Genomic DNA, 17,161 nt, shown 5'->3' on the forward strand with positions numbered 1-17,161 from the left:
CCACCTCGGTGCCTGCCCAGCCGCCCGACGTCCCCAAGATGTCCGGCCGGCGGCAGATCGGTCTCGCGCCTATCCTCGCGCCCCCTCCCCTGCTGCGTCCTGCGGGCTGATGCCCGGCCGGTGGCTGCGTGCCGCCTGCACACCTGCGGAAAGGAGAACGGCGCTGTCCCGTCGTTTCGCCGCGTCGTCCGCGCATCGTGGGCCCCTTCCGGGCCAGTGAAGACACACACGAACAAGGACACGCACTCCCATGAAACGGATGCTGATCAACGCCACGCAGGCCGAAGAACGCCGCCTGGCGATCGTGGACGGGCAGAAGCTGCTCGACTACGAAATCGAGATCGAAGGGCGCGAGCAGCGCAAGGGCAACATCTACAAGGCCGTCGTCACCCGCGTCGAGCCCAGCCTGGAGGCCTGCTTCGTCGACTACGGGGAAGACCGCCACGGCTTCCTGCCCTTCAAGGAAATCTCCAAGCAGTACTTCGCCGAAGGCGTCTCCGCCAGCCAGGCGCGCATCCAGGATGCGATTCGCGAGGGCCAGGAACTGCTGGTCCAGGTCGAGAAGGAAGAGCGCGGCAACAAGGGCGCCGCCCTCACCACCTTCGTCAGCCTGGCCGGCCGCTACGTGGTGCTGATGCCCAACAACCCGCGCGGCGGCGGCGTCAGCCGGCGCATCGAGGGCGAGGACCGCGCCGAGCTCAAGGAGGCGATGGACCAGCTCGAGTACCCCAAGGGCATGTCCATCATCGCGCGCACCGCCGGCATCGGCCGCACCGCGCCCGAGCTCCAGTGGGACCTGAACTACCTGCTCAAGCTATGGACCGCCATCGACGGCGCCGCCAAGGGCGGCAAGGGCGCCTTCCTGATCTACCAGGAATCGTCGCTCGTCATCCGCGCCATCCGTGACTACTTCAATCACGACATCGGCGACATCCTCATCGACACCGACGACATCTACGAGCAGGCGCAGCAGTTCATGGCGCACGTCATGCCCGAGCATGCCGCCCGCGTGAAGCGCTACCGCGACGATGCCGCGCTGTTCAGCCGCTTCCAGATCGAGCACCAGATCGAGTCGGCCTACGCGCGAACGGTGCAGCTGCCGTCCGGCGGCGCCATCGTGATCGACCACACCGAGGCGCTGGTGTCCATCGACGTCAACTCGGCCCGCGCCATCAAGGGCGGCGACATCGAGGAGACGGCCACCCGCACCAACCTCGAAGCCGCCGACGAAGTGGCCCGCCAGATGCGCCTGCGCGACCTGGGCGGCCTGATCGTCATCGACTTCATCGACATGGACGAGTCGAAGAACCGCCGCGAGGTCGAAAACCGCCTGCGCGACGCGCTGCGCCAGGACCGCGCCCGCGTACAGTTCGGCACCATCAGCAAATTCGGCCTGATGGAGATGAGCCGCCAGCGCCTGAAGCCGGCGCTGTCCGAAGGCTCGTCGATCCCCTGCCCGCGCTGCGGCGGCTCCGGCCACATCCGCGACACCGAGTCGAGCGCGCTGCAGATCCTGCGCATCATTCAGGAAGAGTCCATGAAGGACAACACCGCCGCCGTGCACGTGCAGGTGCCGGTGGAGGTCGCCTCCTTCCTGCTGAACGAGAAGCGCACCGAGATCGCCAAGATCGAGCTCAAGCAGCGCGTGAACGTGCTGATGATCCCGAACAAGACGCTGGAGACGCCCAACTACAAGCTGGAGCGGATGAAGCACGACGACCCGCGCCTGGATCAGCTGCGTGCCAGCTACACCATGGCCGACGAGGTCGAGGACCCGACGCGCATCACGCGCCGCTCGCAGGAGCCGACCAACCGCCAGAGCCCCGTCATCAAGGGTGTGCTGCCGGATGCGCCGGCGCCTGTCGTGCCCGCGCGCGAGGAAAAGCCCGCGGCGCCGGCGCCCGTTGCCGCCGCACCCGTGGTAGCACCGGCGCCGGCAGCGCCCGCACCGGCCGAACGCGGCTTCTTCGGCTGGCTCAAGGGCCTGTTCGGCGCCACGCCAGCGCCGGCGCCCATCGCCGCCCCGACTCCTGCACCGGCACCGGCAGCGGAAGAAACGGCACGCCCAGGCGGCGGCAATCGCCGCGGCGAACGCGGAGGTCGCAACGGCCGCGGTGAAGGCCGTGGTGGCGAAGGTCGCGGTGAAGGCCGTGGCAACCGCGAAGGCCGTGCCGACCGAGGCGAGCGTGGTGAACGCCGCGAGGCACTGAACGGCGAAGGCCGGCGCGAGCCGCGCGAAGGCCGTGACGCCCGCGAGGGCCGCGAGCCGCGTGAAGCCCGCAACGGCGACACCGCGGGCCGCGAAAGCCGCGCACCGCGCGAAGGCGGCGAACGCGAACGCCGCAATGGCCGTGGCGAGCGTCGCGATGCCGCGCCGGTCGAATCCCTGCAGGCGCCGGTCGACGGCACGGTCGAGGGCAGCGATGCGCCCGCAGAGCGCCGTGAACGCGGCGAGCGTGGGGAGCGTGGCGAGCGCAACGGCCGCCAGGGCGAACGTCGTGAACGCGGCGAGCGCGGCGAACGCCGCCGCGACGACGGCATGGCGCGCGAAGGCGCCGCTGCCGAGGGCGAGGACGCACCGCGTGGCGGCGATCCGGCGCCGCGTGAAGGCCGCCGCGAGCGGCGCCCGGTCGACGCCCTGCCAGCCGCAGTGACCGAGGCCGAAGCCCTGCACCAGACGCCGGCCGAGGCGGCCGCCGTTGCCGAAGCGGCCGACGCCGCGGTGGGCGACGACCAGGCGCCGCGCCGCGAAGGCGAGGAGCGCCGCCGCTCCCGCGACCGCTATGGCCGTGATCGCCGCGACCGCGCCTCGCGCGAGCGTGAGGCCGGCGAGGCGGTCCGCGACGAGGCCGACGCGCCGCTGGCATCCGCCGTCGAGCCGGGCCTGACCGCTGCCGCGCCGATCGCCGAACCGGCGACCGAGCCGGCCGTCGCCGCTGCACCCGTGGCCATCGCGCCCGTGCCGGCGCCGGCGCCGGCCCCTGCTGCGGCCGCACCGGGCCGCGGCGCACTGCCCCGTGTGACCGCCTTCGCCCTGCCGGCCGACGAACTGGCCGCCGTGGCCCAGGGTGCCGGCCTCGAATGGGTGAACTCCAACCCCGACCGCATCGCCGAAGTGCGGGCGGCCATCGCGGCCGAACCCAAGCCGGTCCACGTGCCGCGCGAGCGGCCGCCGGTGGTGGTGCTGGACGAAGGCCCGCTGGTGCTGGTCGAGACCCGTCGCGACCTGGGCGCCATCACGCTGCCCTTCGAGAAGGCGGCCGATCTCGGCAGCCAGCCGGCAGCAACCGTGTCCTGATCGAAAGGAACATGCCGGACCCGCTGCGGCGGGCCGGCAGCCCAGGCCCGACCTGTCTTGCAGGTTGCGTCAAAGCAAAAGGCCCGTGGCGCAAACCACGGGCCTTTTGCATGGGAGTCGGCCGGTCATCGGGAGATGCCGGACCCGAGCCCGAACGACACCGCCGGGGGCCGAAGACACCGGCTGTCCTCGAACGCGCCCTGGCCTTTCAGCCGCCTTGCGCGGCCCGCTTCCAGGCCATCAGGGCCTGCTCGGCATCCTCGCGCTGCTCGGCGAGCTGGGCAACGGCTACCCAGGCACGGCGATGCAGTTCCGCGTCCTGCTGGCCCAAGCCGGCCTGGGTCAGCAATTGCTGCGCCTTGCCCCAGAGCTGCCGCTTCATGCAGGCCATGCCGGCCAGGTACTGCAAGTGCGCATCGCGCGGCTGGGCGCGCTGGGCGCCTTCGATGCGGGCCAGCCATTCGGGATCGACCGTGTCGAGCCCCGCCTCCAGCGCACGCACGAGCTTGGCACGCTGACTGTCGCTGAGCGCGTCGGGCTGGGCCAGCGAGCGCTCCCACACCGGCAGCAGCCAGGCCCGCGCCATCGCAAGGTCGCCGCGCAGCACCACCATGCGCTGGGCCGCCTGGATGGCCACCTCGGGGATGGCGCGCTCGGCCGGGTCCAGTTCGTTCCAGGCGCGCATCAACTGGGCGGGGTCGTGCGCCTGGCCAACCAGTTCCAGCGCCAGGCCACGCACGATGCTGCGCGCACCGTCTTCCGAGAAGGCACGGTGCTTGGCCAGCAGACGCGCAGTGTCGAGCGCATCTTGCGTGCGGCCCGACAGGCGCGTGGCCTTCAGCCGCAGGCGCAGTGCCAGCGTGCGACGCTGCACGCCCTGCGGCAATTCGGCCAGGCGGTCCAGCGCGGCCACGGCATTGCGATCTTCCAGGGCCCAGCGGGCCGAGCGCAGCTGCACGCCGTCGCGTGTCTCGGCGGACATGCCGCCGCGGTCGCGGCCCTCGTTCAGGGCATGCTGCAGATGGGCGTCGCGCGCCGCGCGGTCCTGCAGCGCCTGGGCACTCTCGGCGGCCATCAGGTGGGCCAACACCCGCACCTGCTGCGACTGGGGCAGCCGGGCGTCCAGCCCGGCCAGCACATGCTCCTGCGCCAGCGCCGCCAGCGCCGACTTGCGCGCGCGGGTGAAGCGGCCGGCCAGCAGCTGCACCACAGAGTCCAGCAGGGCCGCGTGCAGATTGCGCTCTTTCTGCTGCAACCGCCACTGGCGCGCCTGCACGGGCAACGAGAACAGCGCCTGCAGCGCGCGCAACGCGCCATACAGCAGCATGAACACGAGGATCAGCAACAGCAGCGCGAAGTTGAGCGACAGGTCCACCCGCGTGGGTGGCCAGAAGACGGTGACGATGCCCTGGTTGTTGCCCGCGAACAGCGCCACCGCGGCCGCGACCGCGAAGAGCACCAGGAGCCAGACGGCCGCGCGCATGACCTCAGCGCCCCGCGGACACGGCGGCCAGGGCCGTGAGGGTGTCGTCGATGCGCGGCGGCTCGGCGGCGCGCACCAGCGCCTGCACCTGCTGCAGCTGCGTGGCCGCGGCCTGCACGCGGCGCGAGGCGGGGTCGAAGTAGCGGTTGAGCGAGGCCGTCACGCCAGCCAGCTCGGCCCGTGCCGGCGCCACCTGGCCGGCCAGCAGGGCCAGCCGGGCGCTCAGCAGCTTGAGCTTGAGGTTCTCGCGCAGGAAGTAGGTCTGGTCGGGGGCGAGCAGCACCGATTCGGGCCGGTCGATGCGCGAGACGCGGATCAGCGAGCGCACCTCGTTGCGCACGGCCAGCAGGATGCGCTGCCACCAGGGCGCGTCGGCGGGCACGGCCTCGTTGGCCCAGCCGTCGCTCGCGGCGCGGTTGCCGCGCGGCGCCAGCGCGTTCATGACGGGCAGTTCGTCCACGCCCTTGAGCAGGTCGTCGAGCCGCGACAGGGCCTCGCCGCCGTCGCCACTGGCCGTGGCGCGGATGCGGTCGGCATCGCGCTGGATGGCCCGCTGCACGGGCTGCAGCCGGGGCTGGCTGGCGCGCACGATGCGCTGGTCGCTGGCCTTCAAGGCGGCCAGCAGCGGCTGCACGTTGCCGGTGGCCTGGGCCTGTTCCAGTGCCAGCCGCAGGGCGGCGTCGATGTCCACCAACAGGCTTTCGTCGCGCGAGCGCGACAGGCTCTGCAGCGCCTCTTCGACCTGTGCGCGCTGAAGGCTGACCTCGGCCAGGCGGGTTTCGAGCAGCGCCACGCGGGCATCGGCGGCGCGCACCGTCTCCTGCGCCTCGCGGGCCAGGGTACGGGCCTCGGTGGCCTGGCGCGTGGCGTCGGCGCTCTGGCGCGCCAGTTGCTCCTGCATGCCGCCCACCTTCTGCCACAGCATGGCGGCCATGACGATGGCGACCAGCGCCGCGAGGGTGATGGCGCCAAAGGCCAGCCGCACCACCAGCACGGCGCCGGGGGCGGGCACGGGAGATGGGGGAACGGGGGCCAGGGGTCGCGCGACGGGATCGGTGACGGTGTCGTCGGTCGCGGGGGGTGCGCTCATCGCGGGAATTCTATCGACGCGGCCACGGCGTCCAGATCGGGCGGCACCACGCGGACAAGGCCGAAGCCGGCATCGCGCGCGGCCTGGGCGATGCGCTCGTGCGTGGCCAGGGCTGCGGCGCGCGACCAGTCGGCCTGGGGCACCAGGCCACGCAGGTTGCCCACGGCCTCCGAGCTGCTGAACAGCCAGGTCGCCCCGCCCTCGGTGCCGGCCTGCACGATCCGGGCACCCGCGTCGCCGAGCACGGGCGCCAGCCGACGGTAGACGGGCAGTTGCACGGCCACGCCCCCTGCGGCCTCGATCTGGCGCGAGAGCCAGTCGCGGCCCGCGGCGCGGTCCTGGGCATCGGCACCGCGCACCAGCCAGACGCAGGCGCCCGGCCCGACCTGGTCATGGACACGGGCCCACAGCGATTCCGAGTCGAAGGGACCTTCGGCGGGCGGCTGGTCGATGCGGGTCGCATCCACACCGGCTTCGGCCAGCGCGCGGGCCGTGCCGGGGCCGGTGGCCCAGCAACGGCAGGTGGCGACGGCCTCGGGCGGCCGGGCGGTGTAGAAGTGCCGCACGGCGGCGGCGCTCACGAACATCAAGGCCTGCGGCGGCGTGCCCACAGGCCAGGCGATGGCACCGGCGAGCGGCGCGATCTCGATCAGCGGCAAGGCGTGTGCATCGATGCCCCGCGCGCGCAGCGCCTCGGTCCAGCGCGTGGCCTCGGGCTCAGGCCGCGTGACGATCAGCGACGGCGCCGCAGTCATGGCAGGGCAGGACAGCGCTCGGGCCGCGGGCGCCAGTGCCGCTCAGCCGAGCCGGGCACCGCCGGCCTGCAGACGCCGTGCCGCCTCGGTGCCCAGGGCCTCGGCCGCAGCGAGGTCGGTGGCGACATCGGTCAGCTCGGCCCGCACCAGCGCACCTGGCTGCTCCGCATCGCCCCAGGCGGCACGCACATGCAGCCGCCCGTCGCCGAGGTCCTGCACGAAGGCGGCCAGCGGCATGGAGCAGCTGCCGCCCATCGCCCGGCTCACCGCGCGCTCGGCCGCCACGCGGCGCCAGGTGGTCATGTGGACCAGCGGAGCCAGGGCGTCGCGCAGGTCGGGCCGGTCGGCACGGATCTCGATGCCCAGCGCTCCCTGTCCAGCGGCCGGCAGCATCTGTTCGGGCTCGAAGACAGTGCGGATGCGCGAGGCCAGGCCCAGGCGCATCAGACCGGCAGCGGCCAGCACGATCGCGGCATAGTGCCCTTCATCCAGTTTGCGCAGCCGGGTGTCGAGGTTGCCGCGCAGCGGCTCGATGCGCAGGTCGGGCCGCAGTGCGCGCAGCAGCACGGTGCGCCGCAGGCTGGAGGTGCCGATGACGGCCCCCTCGGGCAGGTCGTCCAGCCGGGCGTACGTGGGAGAGACGAAGGCATCGCGCGCATCCTCGCGTTCGAGAACGGCCGCGAGTTCGAAGCCTTCGGGCAGTTCCATCGGCACGTCCTTGAGCGAATGGACGGCGATGTCGGCGCGGCCTTCTTCCAGCGCGAGCTCGAGTTCCTTGACGAACAGGCCCTTGCCGCCGACCTTGCTGAGCGTGCGGTCCAGGATCTGGTCGCCGCGGGTGGTCATGCCCAGCAGTTCGACCGTGTGGCCCTGTTCTTGCAGCAGGTCCCGCACATGCTCGGCCTGCCACAGGGCAAGGCGGCTTTCGCGGGTGGCGATCACGATGTGGCTCACAGAGCGGTCTCCGCGTGGTTTGCTGGGTCGCGGATGCTAGCATGTTGCGCCGCAGCAACGACTGATGGCGCACACCACAACCACTGCGAAGAGGAGAGTCCTGCATGCCGCCCGCCAACCGGACGAAGAGCACGAAGAAGCCCGGCGACACCATCGCCCCGCCCTTGCGCAAGGGCCCCGACGATGTCCCCCTGATCGAAGACATCCGGCTGCTGGGCCGCATCCTGGGCGACGTCATCCGCGAGCAGGAGGGCAAGGACAGTTTCGATCTGGTCGAGAAGGTGCGCACGCTGTCGGTGGCCTTCCGCCGCGATGCCGACCATTCGGCCGACCGGGCGCTCAAGCAGCTGCTCAAGGGCCTCTCGGCGGCGCAGACGGTGCAGGTGATCCGCGCCTTCACCTACTTCAGCCACCTGGCCAACCTGGCCGAGGACCGCCACCTGATCCGTCGGCGGACCGAGGCCGAGCGCGCCGGCGAAGCCATCGACGGCAGCCTGGACGTGGCCCTGGCCCGCATCCGCAAGGCCGGCGTCTCGGCGGACGAGGTGGTGGGCACGCTGGCGCACAGCTACCTGTCGCCGGTGCTCACCGCCCACCCGACCGAGGTGCAGCGCAAGTCCATCCTCGATGCCGAGCGCGGCATCGCCCAGCTGCTGACGGCCCGCGACGAGATCCGGCAGCGCCAGGTCCTGTTCGCCGGCCAGAAGGACACGCTCACGCCGCGCGAGCTCGAAGAGAACGAGGCCCTGCTGCGCACCCGCGTCGTGCAGCTGTGGCAGACGCGGCTGCTGCGCTTCACCAAGCTCACCGTGGCCGACGAGATCGAGAACGCGCTCTCTTACTATGAAGCCACCTTTCTGCGCGAGATCCCCAAGGTCTATGCGACGCTGGAAAAGGCCCTGGGCGCGGAGCACATCGCCTCCTTCTTCCGCATGGGCCAGTGGATCGGCGGCGACCGCGACGGCAACCCCAACGTCACGGCCGAGACGCTCGAATACGCCCTGCGCCGCCAGTGCGAGCTGGTCCTGCGCCACTACCTGACCGAGGTGCATTACCTGGGCGGCGAGCTGTCGATGTCCGCCACGCTGGTCGATGTGACGGTGGAGATGCAGGCCCTGGCCGAGGCCTCGCCCGACCCCAACGAGCACCGCCACGACGAGCCCTACCGCCGCGCGCTGACCGGCATCTATGCCCGCCTGGCCGCCACACTGCGCGACCTGACCGGCGGTGTCGCCGCGCGCCATGCCGTGGCGCCGCAGAACCCCTATAAGTCGGCCGAGGAGTTCCTGGCCGACCTGCGCACCATCGAGGAATCGCTGATTGACAAGCACGGCAGCGTGCTGCTCGACCAGCGCCTGCGCCCACTGATGCGCGCGGTGGAGGTCTTCGGCTTCCACCTGGCCACGGTGGACCTGCGCCAGAGTTCCGACAAGCACGAGGCCGTGATCGCCGACCTGCTCAAGGTGGCCCGCCTCGAGCCCGCCTATGCCGAGCTGGCCGAAGAGGACAAACAGACGCTGCTGCTCAGGCTGCTCAACGACGCGCGCCCGCTGCGCGTGCCCGGCGCCAGCTACCAGCCGCTGACGGTGAGCGAGGTGGCGATCTTCCAGCAGGCGCTGGAATCGCACCGCCGCTACGGCCGCGCCGCCATCCGCCACTACATCATCAGCCACACCGAGACGGTGAGCGACCTGCTCGAGGCCATGGTGCTGCAGAAGGAAGTGGGCCTGCTGCGCGGCACGCTGCAGGAGGACGCGGTGTGCGACCTGATCGTCGTGCCGCTGTTCGAGACCATCGCCGACCTGCGCAATGCGGCGCCCATCGTGCGCGCCGTCTACGAGCTGCCCGGCGTGCGCGCCATGATCCAGCGCTCGGGTGGCGAGCAGGACATCATGCTGGGCTACAGCGACAGCAACAAGGACGGAGGCATCTTCACCAGCAACTGGGAGCTCTACCGCGCCGGCATGGCGCTGGTGAAGCTGTTCGACGAGATGAACGAGGGCCAGAAGGACGGCATCCGCCTGCGCATGTTCCACGGCCGCGGCGGCACCGTCGGCCGTGGCGGCGGTCCCAGCTACCAGGCCATCCTGGCGCAACCGCCCGGCACCGTGCGCGGCCAGCTGCGCCTGACCGAGCAGGGCGAGGTGATCGGCTCCAAGTACGCCAACCGCGAGATCGGGCGGCGCAACCTGGAGACGCTGGTCGCGGCCACGCTGGAGGCCACCTTCCTCGGCTCCACCAAGTCCGCGCCCACGGCCTTCATCAATGCCGCGTCGACCATCTCGCAGGCCAGCATGGACGCCTACCGCGCGCTGGTCTACGAGACGCCCGGCTTCGTCGACTACTTCTTCGGCTCCACGCCGATCCGCGAGATCGCCGAACTCAACATCGGCTCGCGTCCGGCCTCGCGCAATCCCAAACGCAACATCGAGGACCTGCGCGCCGTGCCCTGGAGCTTCAGCTGGGGCCAGTGCCGCCTGACCATCAACGGCTGGTACGGCTTCGGCAGCGCGATCCAGGCATTCCTGGGCGAAGCCAAGGACGTGGCTGGGCGCAAGGAGCGTGAGGCGCTGCTGCAGAAGATGTATGCCCAGTGGCCCTTCTTCCGCACGCTGCTGTCCAACATGGACATGGTGCTGGCCAAGAGCGACCTGCAGCTGGCCGCGCGCTATGCCGAGCTGGTGGGCGAGCGCAAGCTGCGCCAGAAGGTGTTCTCGATGATCGAGGCCGAATGGCGCCGCACCTCCGATGCGCTCACGCTCATCACCGGCGCGAAGCAGCGGCTGGAGGGCAATGCCGAGCTGCAGCGCTCGGTGCGCCACCGCTTCCCCTACATCGATCCGCTGCACCACCTGCAGGTCGAGCTGATGCGGCGCTTTCGCGGCGGCGACGGCAGCGAGCGGCTGCAGCGCGGCATCCACCTGTCGATCAATGGGGTGGCAGCGGGGTTGCGCAACACGGGCTGATCCTCCGGCGCCCCGCGCCCTTCCACAGCCGCGCCGGCCCTGGGCCCGCGCGGCTTTTCTTCGCCCGCGCCTGCCGCGCCATTCGCTGGCGGAATAGCGCTTATCGCCCGCCCTCGCCTTCTGCGTCCGGGCCGTCCTTCCTAGAGTTCGACCCATCGAACGAGGAGACGAACCCATGGCAAGAATGACCGCGGCCCAGGCCGCCGTGCTGGTGATGGAGCGCGAGGGCATCGTGCAGGCCTTCGGTGTGCCCGGCGCCGCCATCAATCCGCTGTATGCCGCGCTGCGCGCCCATGGCGGCATCGGCCACATCCTGGCGCGGCATGTGGAAGGCGCCTCGCACATGGCCGAGGGCTACACGCGGGCCGTGGCGGGAAACATCGGCGTGTGCATCGGCACCTCGGGCCCGGCGGGCACCGACATGATCACGGGGCTCTATTCGGCATGGGCCGATTCCATCCCGATCCTGTGCATCACCGGCCAGGCGCCGCGAGCCCGGCTCTACAAGGAAGACTTCCAGGCCGTGGACATCGAGTCCATCGCCAAGCCCGTCACCAAGTGGGCCGTCACCGTGCGCGAGCCCGCGCAGGTGCCGCAGGTCTTCCAGCAGGCCTTCCACCTGATGCGCTCGGGCCGGCCGGGGCCGGTGCTGATCGACCTGCCCTTCGATGTGCAGATGGCCGAGATCGAATTCGACATCGACACCTATGCGCCGCTGCCGCCCTACAAGCCGGCCGCCACGCGGGCCCAGATCGAGAAGGCCCTGGCCATGCTCAACGCGGCCGAGCGGCCGCTGATCGTGGCCGGCGGCGGCGTCGTCAACGCCGATGCCAGCGCGCTGCTGGTGCGCCTGGCGGAGCTGACCGGCGTGCCGGTCATTCCCACGCTCATGGGCTGGGGCGCCATTCCCGACGACCATCCGCTGATGGCCGGCATGTGCGGCCTGCAGACCAGCCACCGTTACGGCAACGCCACCCTGCTGGCCAGCGACTTCGTGCTGGGCATCGGCAATCGCTGGGCCAACCGGCACACCGGCTCGGTGGACGTCTACACCCACGGCCGCACCTTCGTGCATGTGGACATCGAGCCCACGCAGATCGGCCGCGTGTTCATGCCCGACTTCGGCATCGTCTCGGACGCCGGCGCCGCACTGGCCCTGTTCGTCGAGGTGGCCGAGGCCATGAAGGCCGAGGGCCGCCTGCCCGACCGCGGTGCCTGGGCCGCCGAATGCCGCGAGCGCAAGCGCACGATGCTGCGCAAGACCGACTTCGCCGAGGTGCCGATGAAGCCGCAGCGCGTCTACCAGTGCATGAACCGGCACTTCGACCGCGAGACCTGCTACGTCAGCACCATCGGCCTGTCGCAGATCGCGGCCGCGCAGTTCCTGCATGTCTACCAGCCGCGGCACTGGATCAACTGCGGCCAGGCCGGCCCGCTGGGCTGGACGGTGCCGGCCGCACTGGGCGTGCGCGCCGCCGATCCGTCGCGCCGCGTGGTGGCGCTGTCGGGCGACTACGACTTCCAGTTCATGGTCGAGGAACTGGCGGTGGGCGCGCAGTTCAAGCTGCCCTACCTCCACATCGTGGTCAACAACAGCTACCTGGGCCTGATCCGCCAAGCGCAGCGCGGCTTCGACATGGACTACTGCGTGCAGCTGGGCTTCGAGAACATCAATGCCGCGCCCGATGCCGGCATCGAGCGGCACTACGGCGTGGACCACAAAAAGGTGGTCGAAGGCCTGGGCTGCAAGGCCATCCGCGTGCAGCGGCCCGAGGAGATGCAGCCCGCGTTCGACCAGGCCGAAGCGTTGATGGCCGAGCACCGCGTGCCGGTGGTGATCGAGGTGATGCTGGAGCGCGTGACCAACATCGCCATGGGCACCGAGATCGACGCCATCCGCGAGTTCGAACCGCTGGCCGAGGGCCTGGCCGACGCACCCACGGCACTTGCCGTCGCCATGCTCGATTGAGAAGGTGCGAGCGAACTCGCCATGGCCGCTCGGCCATGCCGGATTCACTCACGCCTGCTGAGCACCGTCCCATTTCGAAAACAAGAGACCGCCATGCCCCGCTTCGCCGCCAACCTCACCATGCTGTTCACCGAGCTGCCCTTCCTGCAGCGCTTCGAGGCCGCCGCCCGCGCCGGCTTCGAAGGGGTGGAATACCTCTTCCCCTACGACTTCGAGGCCCGCGAACTGGCTGAGGCCCTGCGCGCCCACGGGCTCGTGCAGGTGCTGCACAACCTGCCGGCCGGCGACTGGGCGGCGGGCGAGCGCGGCATCGCCTGCCACCCGGACCGTGTGGCCGAGTTCCGCGACGGCGTGGGTCGCGCCATCGGCTATGCCAAGACGCTGGGCTGCCCGCAGCTGAACTGCTTGGTGGGCAAGCTGCCCGAAGGAGCGACGCTTGCCGACGTGCAGCCCGTGCTGGTTGACAACCTTCGCTTCGCCGTCCGCGCACTCGACACCGCCGGGCTGCGGCTGCTGGTCGAGCCCATCAACCACTTCGACATTCCCGGCTTCGCCCTTACCCGGACCGATCAGGCGCTGGCCCTGCTCGACCAGGTGGGGGAGCCCAACCTACGCATCCAGTACGACGTCTATCACGCCCAGCGCATGGAAGGCGAGCTGACCAACACCCTCGGCCGGCACCTGGACCGCATCGGCCACATCCAGGTGGCCGACAACCCGGGCCGCGGCGAGCCCGGCACGGGCGAGATCAGCTACCAATGGCTGTTCCAGCACATCGACGCGCTGGGCTATGGAGGCTGGATCGGCTGCGAATACAAGCCCCGCGCCAGCACGCAGGAAGGGCTGGACTGGATCAGCGCACTGACCGCCTGAGCCGCACGGATCGCGCAAGCACTTCGACGGAGACGACCCTCATGAACGCCCATACCTCGACCGACACCAGCACCGGCGCCCGCAACGCCCCCACCGCACCCCGCCGCATCGGCTTCATCGGCCTCGGCATCATGGGAGCGCCCATGGCTGGCCACCTCGCCGCTGCCGGCCACACGCTCTTCGTCCACACCCGCGGCCAGGTGCCGGCCGCCCTTGCCGGCCGGGCCGAGGTCTTCGCCAGCGCCGCCGAGGTGGCGCGCCAAGCCGAAGTGATCTTCCTCATGGTGCCGGACACGCCCGACGTGGAGAAGGTGCTGTTCGGCGAACACGGCGTGGCCGAGGGCCTGGCCGACGCAACCCGCGACTGCAGTGGCGGCGCAGGCAAGACGGTGGTCGACTGCAGCTCCATCGACCCCATCGCCACGCAGGACTTCGCCCGCCGCATCGCGGCCCTGGGTGCCGGCTATGTCGACGCGCCCGTCTCCGGCGGTGAGGTCGGTGCCAAGGCCGCCAGCCTCACCATCATGTGCGGCGGGGACGAGGCGGTGTTCGAGGACGTGCGGCCCTTGCTGCACACCATGGGCAGCAACGTCACCCGCGTGGGCAAGGTGGGCGCGGGCCAGATCACCAAGGTGGCCAACCAGATCATCGTGGCCCTCAACATCGCTGCCGTGGCCGAAGCCCTGGTCTTCGCCAGCAAGGCCGGCGCCGATCCGGCCAAGGTGCGGCAGGCGCTGATGGGTGGCTTCGCGGCCAGCCGCATCCTGGAGGTGCATGGCGATCGCATGATCACCCGCAGCTTCGCCCCCGGCTTTCGCATCGCCCTGCATCAGAAGGACCTGAACCTCGCGATGCAAAGCGCCCGCAGCCTGGGCGTTGCCCTGCCGCAGACGGCGGGTGCGGCGCAGCTGATGAATGCCTGTGCGGCGCTCGGTCATGGCCAGTCGGACCATTCCGCCCTGGTGCTGGCACTCGAGGCCACTGCGGGGCATCCGGTGACACCAGACGGTGGCTGAACAAGGGAAAGGTCCGAACGGATCGCCTTTCGTTAGGCGTCGCAGCCGCGACGCATCGCCGCACCAGCACGAGAATGTCCGACGCCGCGCGTCCCCCACCGGGACGCGCGGCGCATTGCATTCGGCATCCGCCACGCGCGATCCCGCCGACTGCATGAGCCCATGCCGTATCGGCATGAGACGGCTGATGGCGCTGTCGCTCCCGGCCTCTTCCGGGCCCCCCCTTTGCGTTAGCCTCGGCCCGCTTTCCAACGATTCCGACCGTTTCCCGCCCCCAAGGAGATTGCATGTCCAAGCCGCTGTCCCCCGCAGAAGAAGCCCTGCGCGACGCTGCCCGTGAATACCACCGCGCCGGTGTGCGCGGCAAGATTTCGGTCACGCCCACCAAGCCGCTGGTCAACCAGCGCGACCTGTCGCTGGCCTATTCGCCGGGTGTGGCCTATCCCTGCCTGGACATCCAGGCCGATCCCTCCAAGGCGGCCGAATACACCGCCCGCGGCAACCTGGTGGGCGTGGTCACCAACGGCACCGCGGTGCTGGGGCTGGGCGACATCGGCCCGCTGGCCGGCAAGCCGGTGATGGAAGGCAAGGGCTGCCTGTTCAAGAAGTTCGCCGGCATCGACGTGTTCGACATCGAGCTGGCCGAGCGCGACCCCGACAAGCTGGTGGACATCATCGCGGCGCTGGAGCCCACGCTGGGCGGCGTCAACCTCGAGGACATCAAGGCGCCCGAATGCTTCTACATCGAGAAGAAGCTGCGCGAGCGGATGAACATCCCCGTCTTCCACGACGACCAGCACGGCACGGCCATCATCTCGGCCGCCGCCCTGCTCAACGGCCTGGAGCTGGTGGGCAAGAAGATCGGCGACGTGAAGATCGCCGTCTCGGGCGCCGGCGCCGCCGCCATCGCCTGCCTGGACGTGATGGTGGGCCTGGGCGCGAAGACGGCCAACATCTTCGCCTGCGACTCCAAGGGCCTGATCTACACCGGCCGGCCGGGCGGCTTCGACGAGTCCAAGGCCCGCTTCGCCCAGCCCGACACGGGCGCGCGCACCCTGGCCGACGTAGTGAAGCAGGCCGACGTCTTCCTCGGCTGCTCGGCGCCCGGCGTGCTGACGGCCGACATGGTCAAGACCATGGCCGACAAGCCCATCATCCTGGCCCTGGCCAACCCGGAGCCGGAGATCCGCCCCGAGCTGGCCAAGGCCGTGCGCCCCGACTGCATCATCGCCACCGGCCGCAGCGACTACCCGAACCAGGTCAACAACGTCCTGTGCTTCCCCTACATCTTCCGCGGCGCGCTGGACTGCGGCGCGACCAAGATCACGGAAGAGATGAAGCTCGCCTGCGTGCGCGAGATCGCCGACCTGACCAAGGCCGACATCAGCGAGGAAGTGGCCAACGCCTATGCGGGCGAGGAGCTGTCCTTCGGGCCCGACTACCTGATCCCGAAGCCCTTCGACTCGCGCCTGATCCTGCGCATCGCCCCGGCCGTGGCCAAGGCTGCCGCCGCATCCGGCGTCGCCACCCGCCCCATCGAGGACCTGGAGGCCTACCGCCAGCAGCTGTCGCGCTTCGTCTACCAGACCGGCATGTTCATGCGCCCGGTCTTCGCCGCCGCCAAGATGGCCGAGAAGAAGCGCGTGGCCTATGCCGAGGGCGAGGACGAGCGCGCCCTGCGCGCCGCCCAGATGGCCGTGGACGAGGGCATCGCCCGCCCGATCCTGATCGGCCGCCCGGACATCATCGCCATGCGCATCAAAAAGGCCGGCCTCAACCTGCGCCCCGGCGTCGACGCCGAGGTGGTGGATCCCGAGAACGATCCGCGCTTCCGCCAGTACTGGGAGGCCTACCACCGGCTCATGGGCCGCCACGGCATCAATCCGGAAGCCTCCAAGGCGATGGTGCGCCGCTCCAACACCACCATCGCCGCGCTGATGGTGCACCTGGGCGACGCCGACGCCATGCTGTGCGGCCTGGTCGGGCGCTTCGACAGCCACCTCAAGATCCTGGGCCAGTTGCTGGGTACCCAGCGCGGCGTGCCGGACTTCGCCACGCTGAACGCGCTGATGCTGGACAAGTACACGCTGTTCATCGCCGACACCAACGTGCACGAGGACCCGACGGCCGAGCAACTGGCGCAGATCGCGCTGATGGCCGCCGACGAGGTGCGCCGCTTCGGCCTGCCGCCCAAGGTGGCCTTCCTGTCGCATTCCAACTTCGGCACCTCCGAGCGCGCCTCGGCCCGCAAGATGCGCATCGCCCGCGACCTGTTCGCGCAGATGGCGCCCGACATCGAATGCGACGGCGAGATGCACGGCGACGCCGCGCTGTCGGAATCGGTGCGGCGCGAATCGCTGCCCGGCTCCTCGCTGACCGGCGAGGCCAACCTGCTGATCTGCCCCAACCTGGACTCGGCCAACATCCTCTTCAACGTGCTGAAGATGACCGGCGCCAATGGCGTGACGGTGGGCCCGATCCTGCTCGGCTCCGCCAAGCCCGCCCATGTGCTGACGGCCAACGCCACGGTGCGTCGCGTGCTCAACATGACGGCCCTGGCCGTGGCCAACGCCAACACCACGCGCTGAGTTCCCGCCGCTGAAGACGCGCCAACTTGGCGCATCGACGCCCCACGTGCGTGCACGCCGTGGGGCGTTTTGCTGTCCGCTCCGGGATGACCCGGGTGCACCGCTTTGGCGCAAGGTTGAGGATCGCACCCCAACGGTGCAGGCACCGTTATTGCTTTTCCTGCCACAT

Annotated in this window: 10 protein-coding genes; 6 read left to right on the forward strand and 4 right to left on the reverse strand. The window is 70.5% G+C overall.

Annotated elements, in window-relative coordinates:
- The first annotated feature begins 250 nt into the window (after nt 1–250).
- A complete protein-coding gene (locus tag ABIC63_RS01795) occupies nt 251–3,298 on the forward strand; it encodes an Rne/Rng family ribonuclease (protein WP_354318446.1) in 3,048 nt (1,015 codons plus the stop codon).
- A gap of 208 nt (nt 3,299–3,506) precedes the next feature.
- Here the strand turns inward: ABIC63_RS01795 and ABIC63_RS01800 are convergent, their stop codons facing one another.
- Genes ABIC63_RS01800 through hemC form a run of 4 tightly spaced genes read right to left on the reverse strand, consistent with a single transcriptional unit; the run spans nt 3,507 to nt 7,580 of the window.
- Complete coding sequence (locus ABIC63_RS01800; RefSeq protein ID WP_354318447.1) at nt 3,507–4,781, reverse strand: heme biosynthesis protein HemY; 1,275 nt, start codon at nt 4,779–4,781, stop codon at nt 3,507–3,509.
- A gap of 4 nt (nt 4,782–4,785) precedes the next feature.
- Nucleotides 4,786–5,871, reverse strand: coding sequence for a uroporphyrinogen-III C-methyltransferase (locus ABIC63_RS01805; RefSeq protein WP_354318448.1), 1,086 nt, complete (start codon nt 5,869–5,871; stop codon nt 4,786–4,788).
- The gene (locus ABIC63_RS01810) at nt 5,868–6,626 is read right to left on the reverse strand and encodes a uroporphyrinogen-III synthase (RefSeq protein WP_354318449.1); all 759 of its coding nucleotides are present in this window, start codon (nt 6,624–6,626) and stop codon (nt 5,868–5,870) included. Before ABIC63_RS01810 ends, ABIC63_RS01805 begins: the two co-directional genes overlap by 4 nt.
- A gap of 42 nt (nt 6,627–6,668) precedes the next feature.
- Nucleotides 6,669–7,580 carry a hydroxymethylbilane synthase gene (gene hemC, locus ABIC63_RS01815; protein ID WP_354318450.1) on the reverse strand — a complete coding sequence of 304 codons (912 nt, stop codon included), beginning with the start codon at nt 7,578–7,580 and terminating at the stop codon, nt 6,669–6,671.
- A gap of 104 nt (nt 7,581–7,684) precedes the next feature.
- On the opposite strand from hemC, the gene ppc reads away from it, so the two are divergent.
- From ppc to ABIC63_RS01840, 5 genes are all read left to right on the forward strand, one after another.
- Nucleotides 7,685–10,546 carry a phosphoenolpyruvate carboxylase gene (ppc, locus tag ABIC63_RS01820; protein ID WP_354318451.1) on the forward strand — a complete coding sequence of 954 codons (2,862 nt, stop codon included), beginning with the start codon at nt 7,685–7,687 and terminating at the stop codon, nt 10,544–10,546.
- A 175-nt stretch (nt 10,547–10,721) separates the two neighbouring features.
- Nucleotides 10,722–12,515 carry a glyoxylate carboligase gene (gene gcl / locus ABIC63_RS01825; protein ID WP_354318452.1) on the forward strand — a complete coding sequence of 598 codons (1,794 nt, stop codon included), beginning with the start codon at nt 10,722–10,724 and terminating at the stop codon, nt 12,513–12,515.
- A gap of 93 nt (nt 12,516–12,608) precedes the next feature.
- Complete coding sequence (hyi, locus tag ABIC63_RS01830) at nt 12,609–13,388, forward strand: hydroxypyruvate isomerase (RefSeq protein WP_354318453.1); 780 nt, start codon at nt 12,609–12,611, stop codon at nt 13,386–13,388.
- A gap of 41 nt (nt 13,389–13,429) precedes the next feature.
- On the forward strand, nt 13,430–14,404 hold the full coding sequence (locus ABIC63_RS01835; RefSeq protein WP_354318454.1) for a 2-hydroxy-3-oxopropionate reductase: 975 nt from the start codon (nt 13,430–13,432) through the stop codon (nt 14,402–14,404).
- Between the two features lie 287 nt (nt 14,405–14,691).
- Entirely contained in the window at nt 14,692–16,992 is a 2,301-nt protein-coding gene (locus ABIC63_RS01840; RefSeq protein WP_354318455.1) for an NADP-dependent malic enzyme, read from the forward strand.
- Nucleotides 16,993–17,161: the final 169 nt, after the last annotated feature.

Source organism: Pseudacidovorax sp. 1753 (assembly GCF_040544975.1).
Taxonomy (GTDB): Bacteria; Pseudomonadota; Gammaproteobacteria; order Burkholderiales; family Burkholderiaceae_C; genus Xenophilus.

Coding starts and splice junctions, on each gene's coding strand:
- ABIC63_RS01795 (WP_354318446.1), top strand. CDS start 251: ATGAAACGGATGCTGATCAACGCCACGCAGGCCGAAGAACGCCGCCTG.
- ABIC63_RS01800 (WP_354318447.1), bottom strand. CDS start 4,781: ATGCGCGCGGCCGTCTGGCTCCTGGTGCTCTTCGCGGTCGCGGCCGCG.
- ABIC63_RS01805 (WP_354318448.1), bottom strand. CDS start 5,871: ATGAGCGCACCCCCCGCGACCGACGACACCGTCACCGATCCCGTCGCG.
- ABIC63_RS01810 (WP_354318449.1), bottom strand. CDS start 6,626: ATGACTGCGGCGCCGTCGCTGATCGTCACGCGGCCTGAGCCCGAGGCC.
- ppc (WP_354318451.1), top strand. CDS start 7,685: ATGCCGCCCGCCAACCGGACGAAGAGCACGAAGAAGCCCGGCGACACC.
- gcl (WP_354318452.1), top strand. CDS start 10,722: ATGGCAAGAATGACCGCGGCCCAGGCCGCCGTGCTGGTGATGGAGCGC.
- hyi (WP_354318453.1), top strand. CDS start 12,609: ATGCCCCGCTTCGCCGCCAACCTCACCATGCTGTTCACCGAGCTGCCC.
- ABIC63_RS01835 (WP_354318454.1), top strand. CDS start 13,430: ATGAACGCCCATACCTCGACCGACACCAGCACCGGCGCCCGCAACGCC.
- ABIC63_RS01840 (WP_354318455.1), top strand. CDS start 14,692: ATGTCCAAGCCGCTGTCCCCCGCAGAAGAAGCCCTGCGCGACGCTGCC.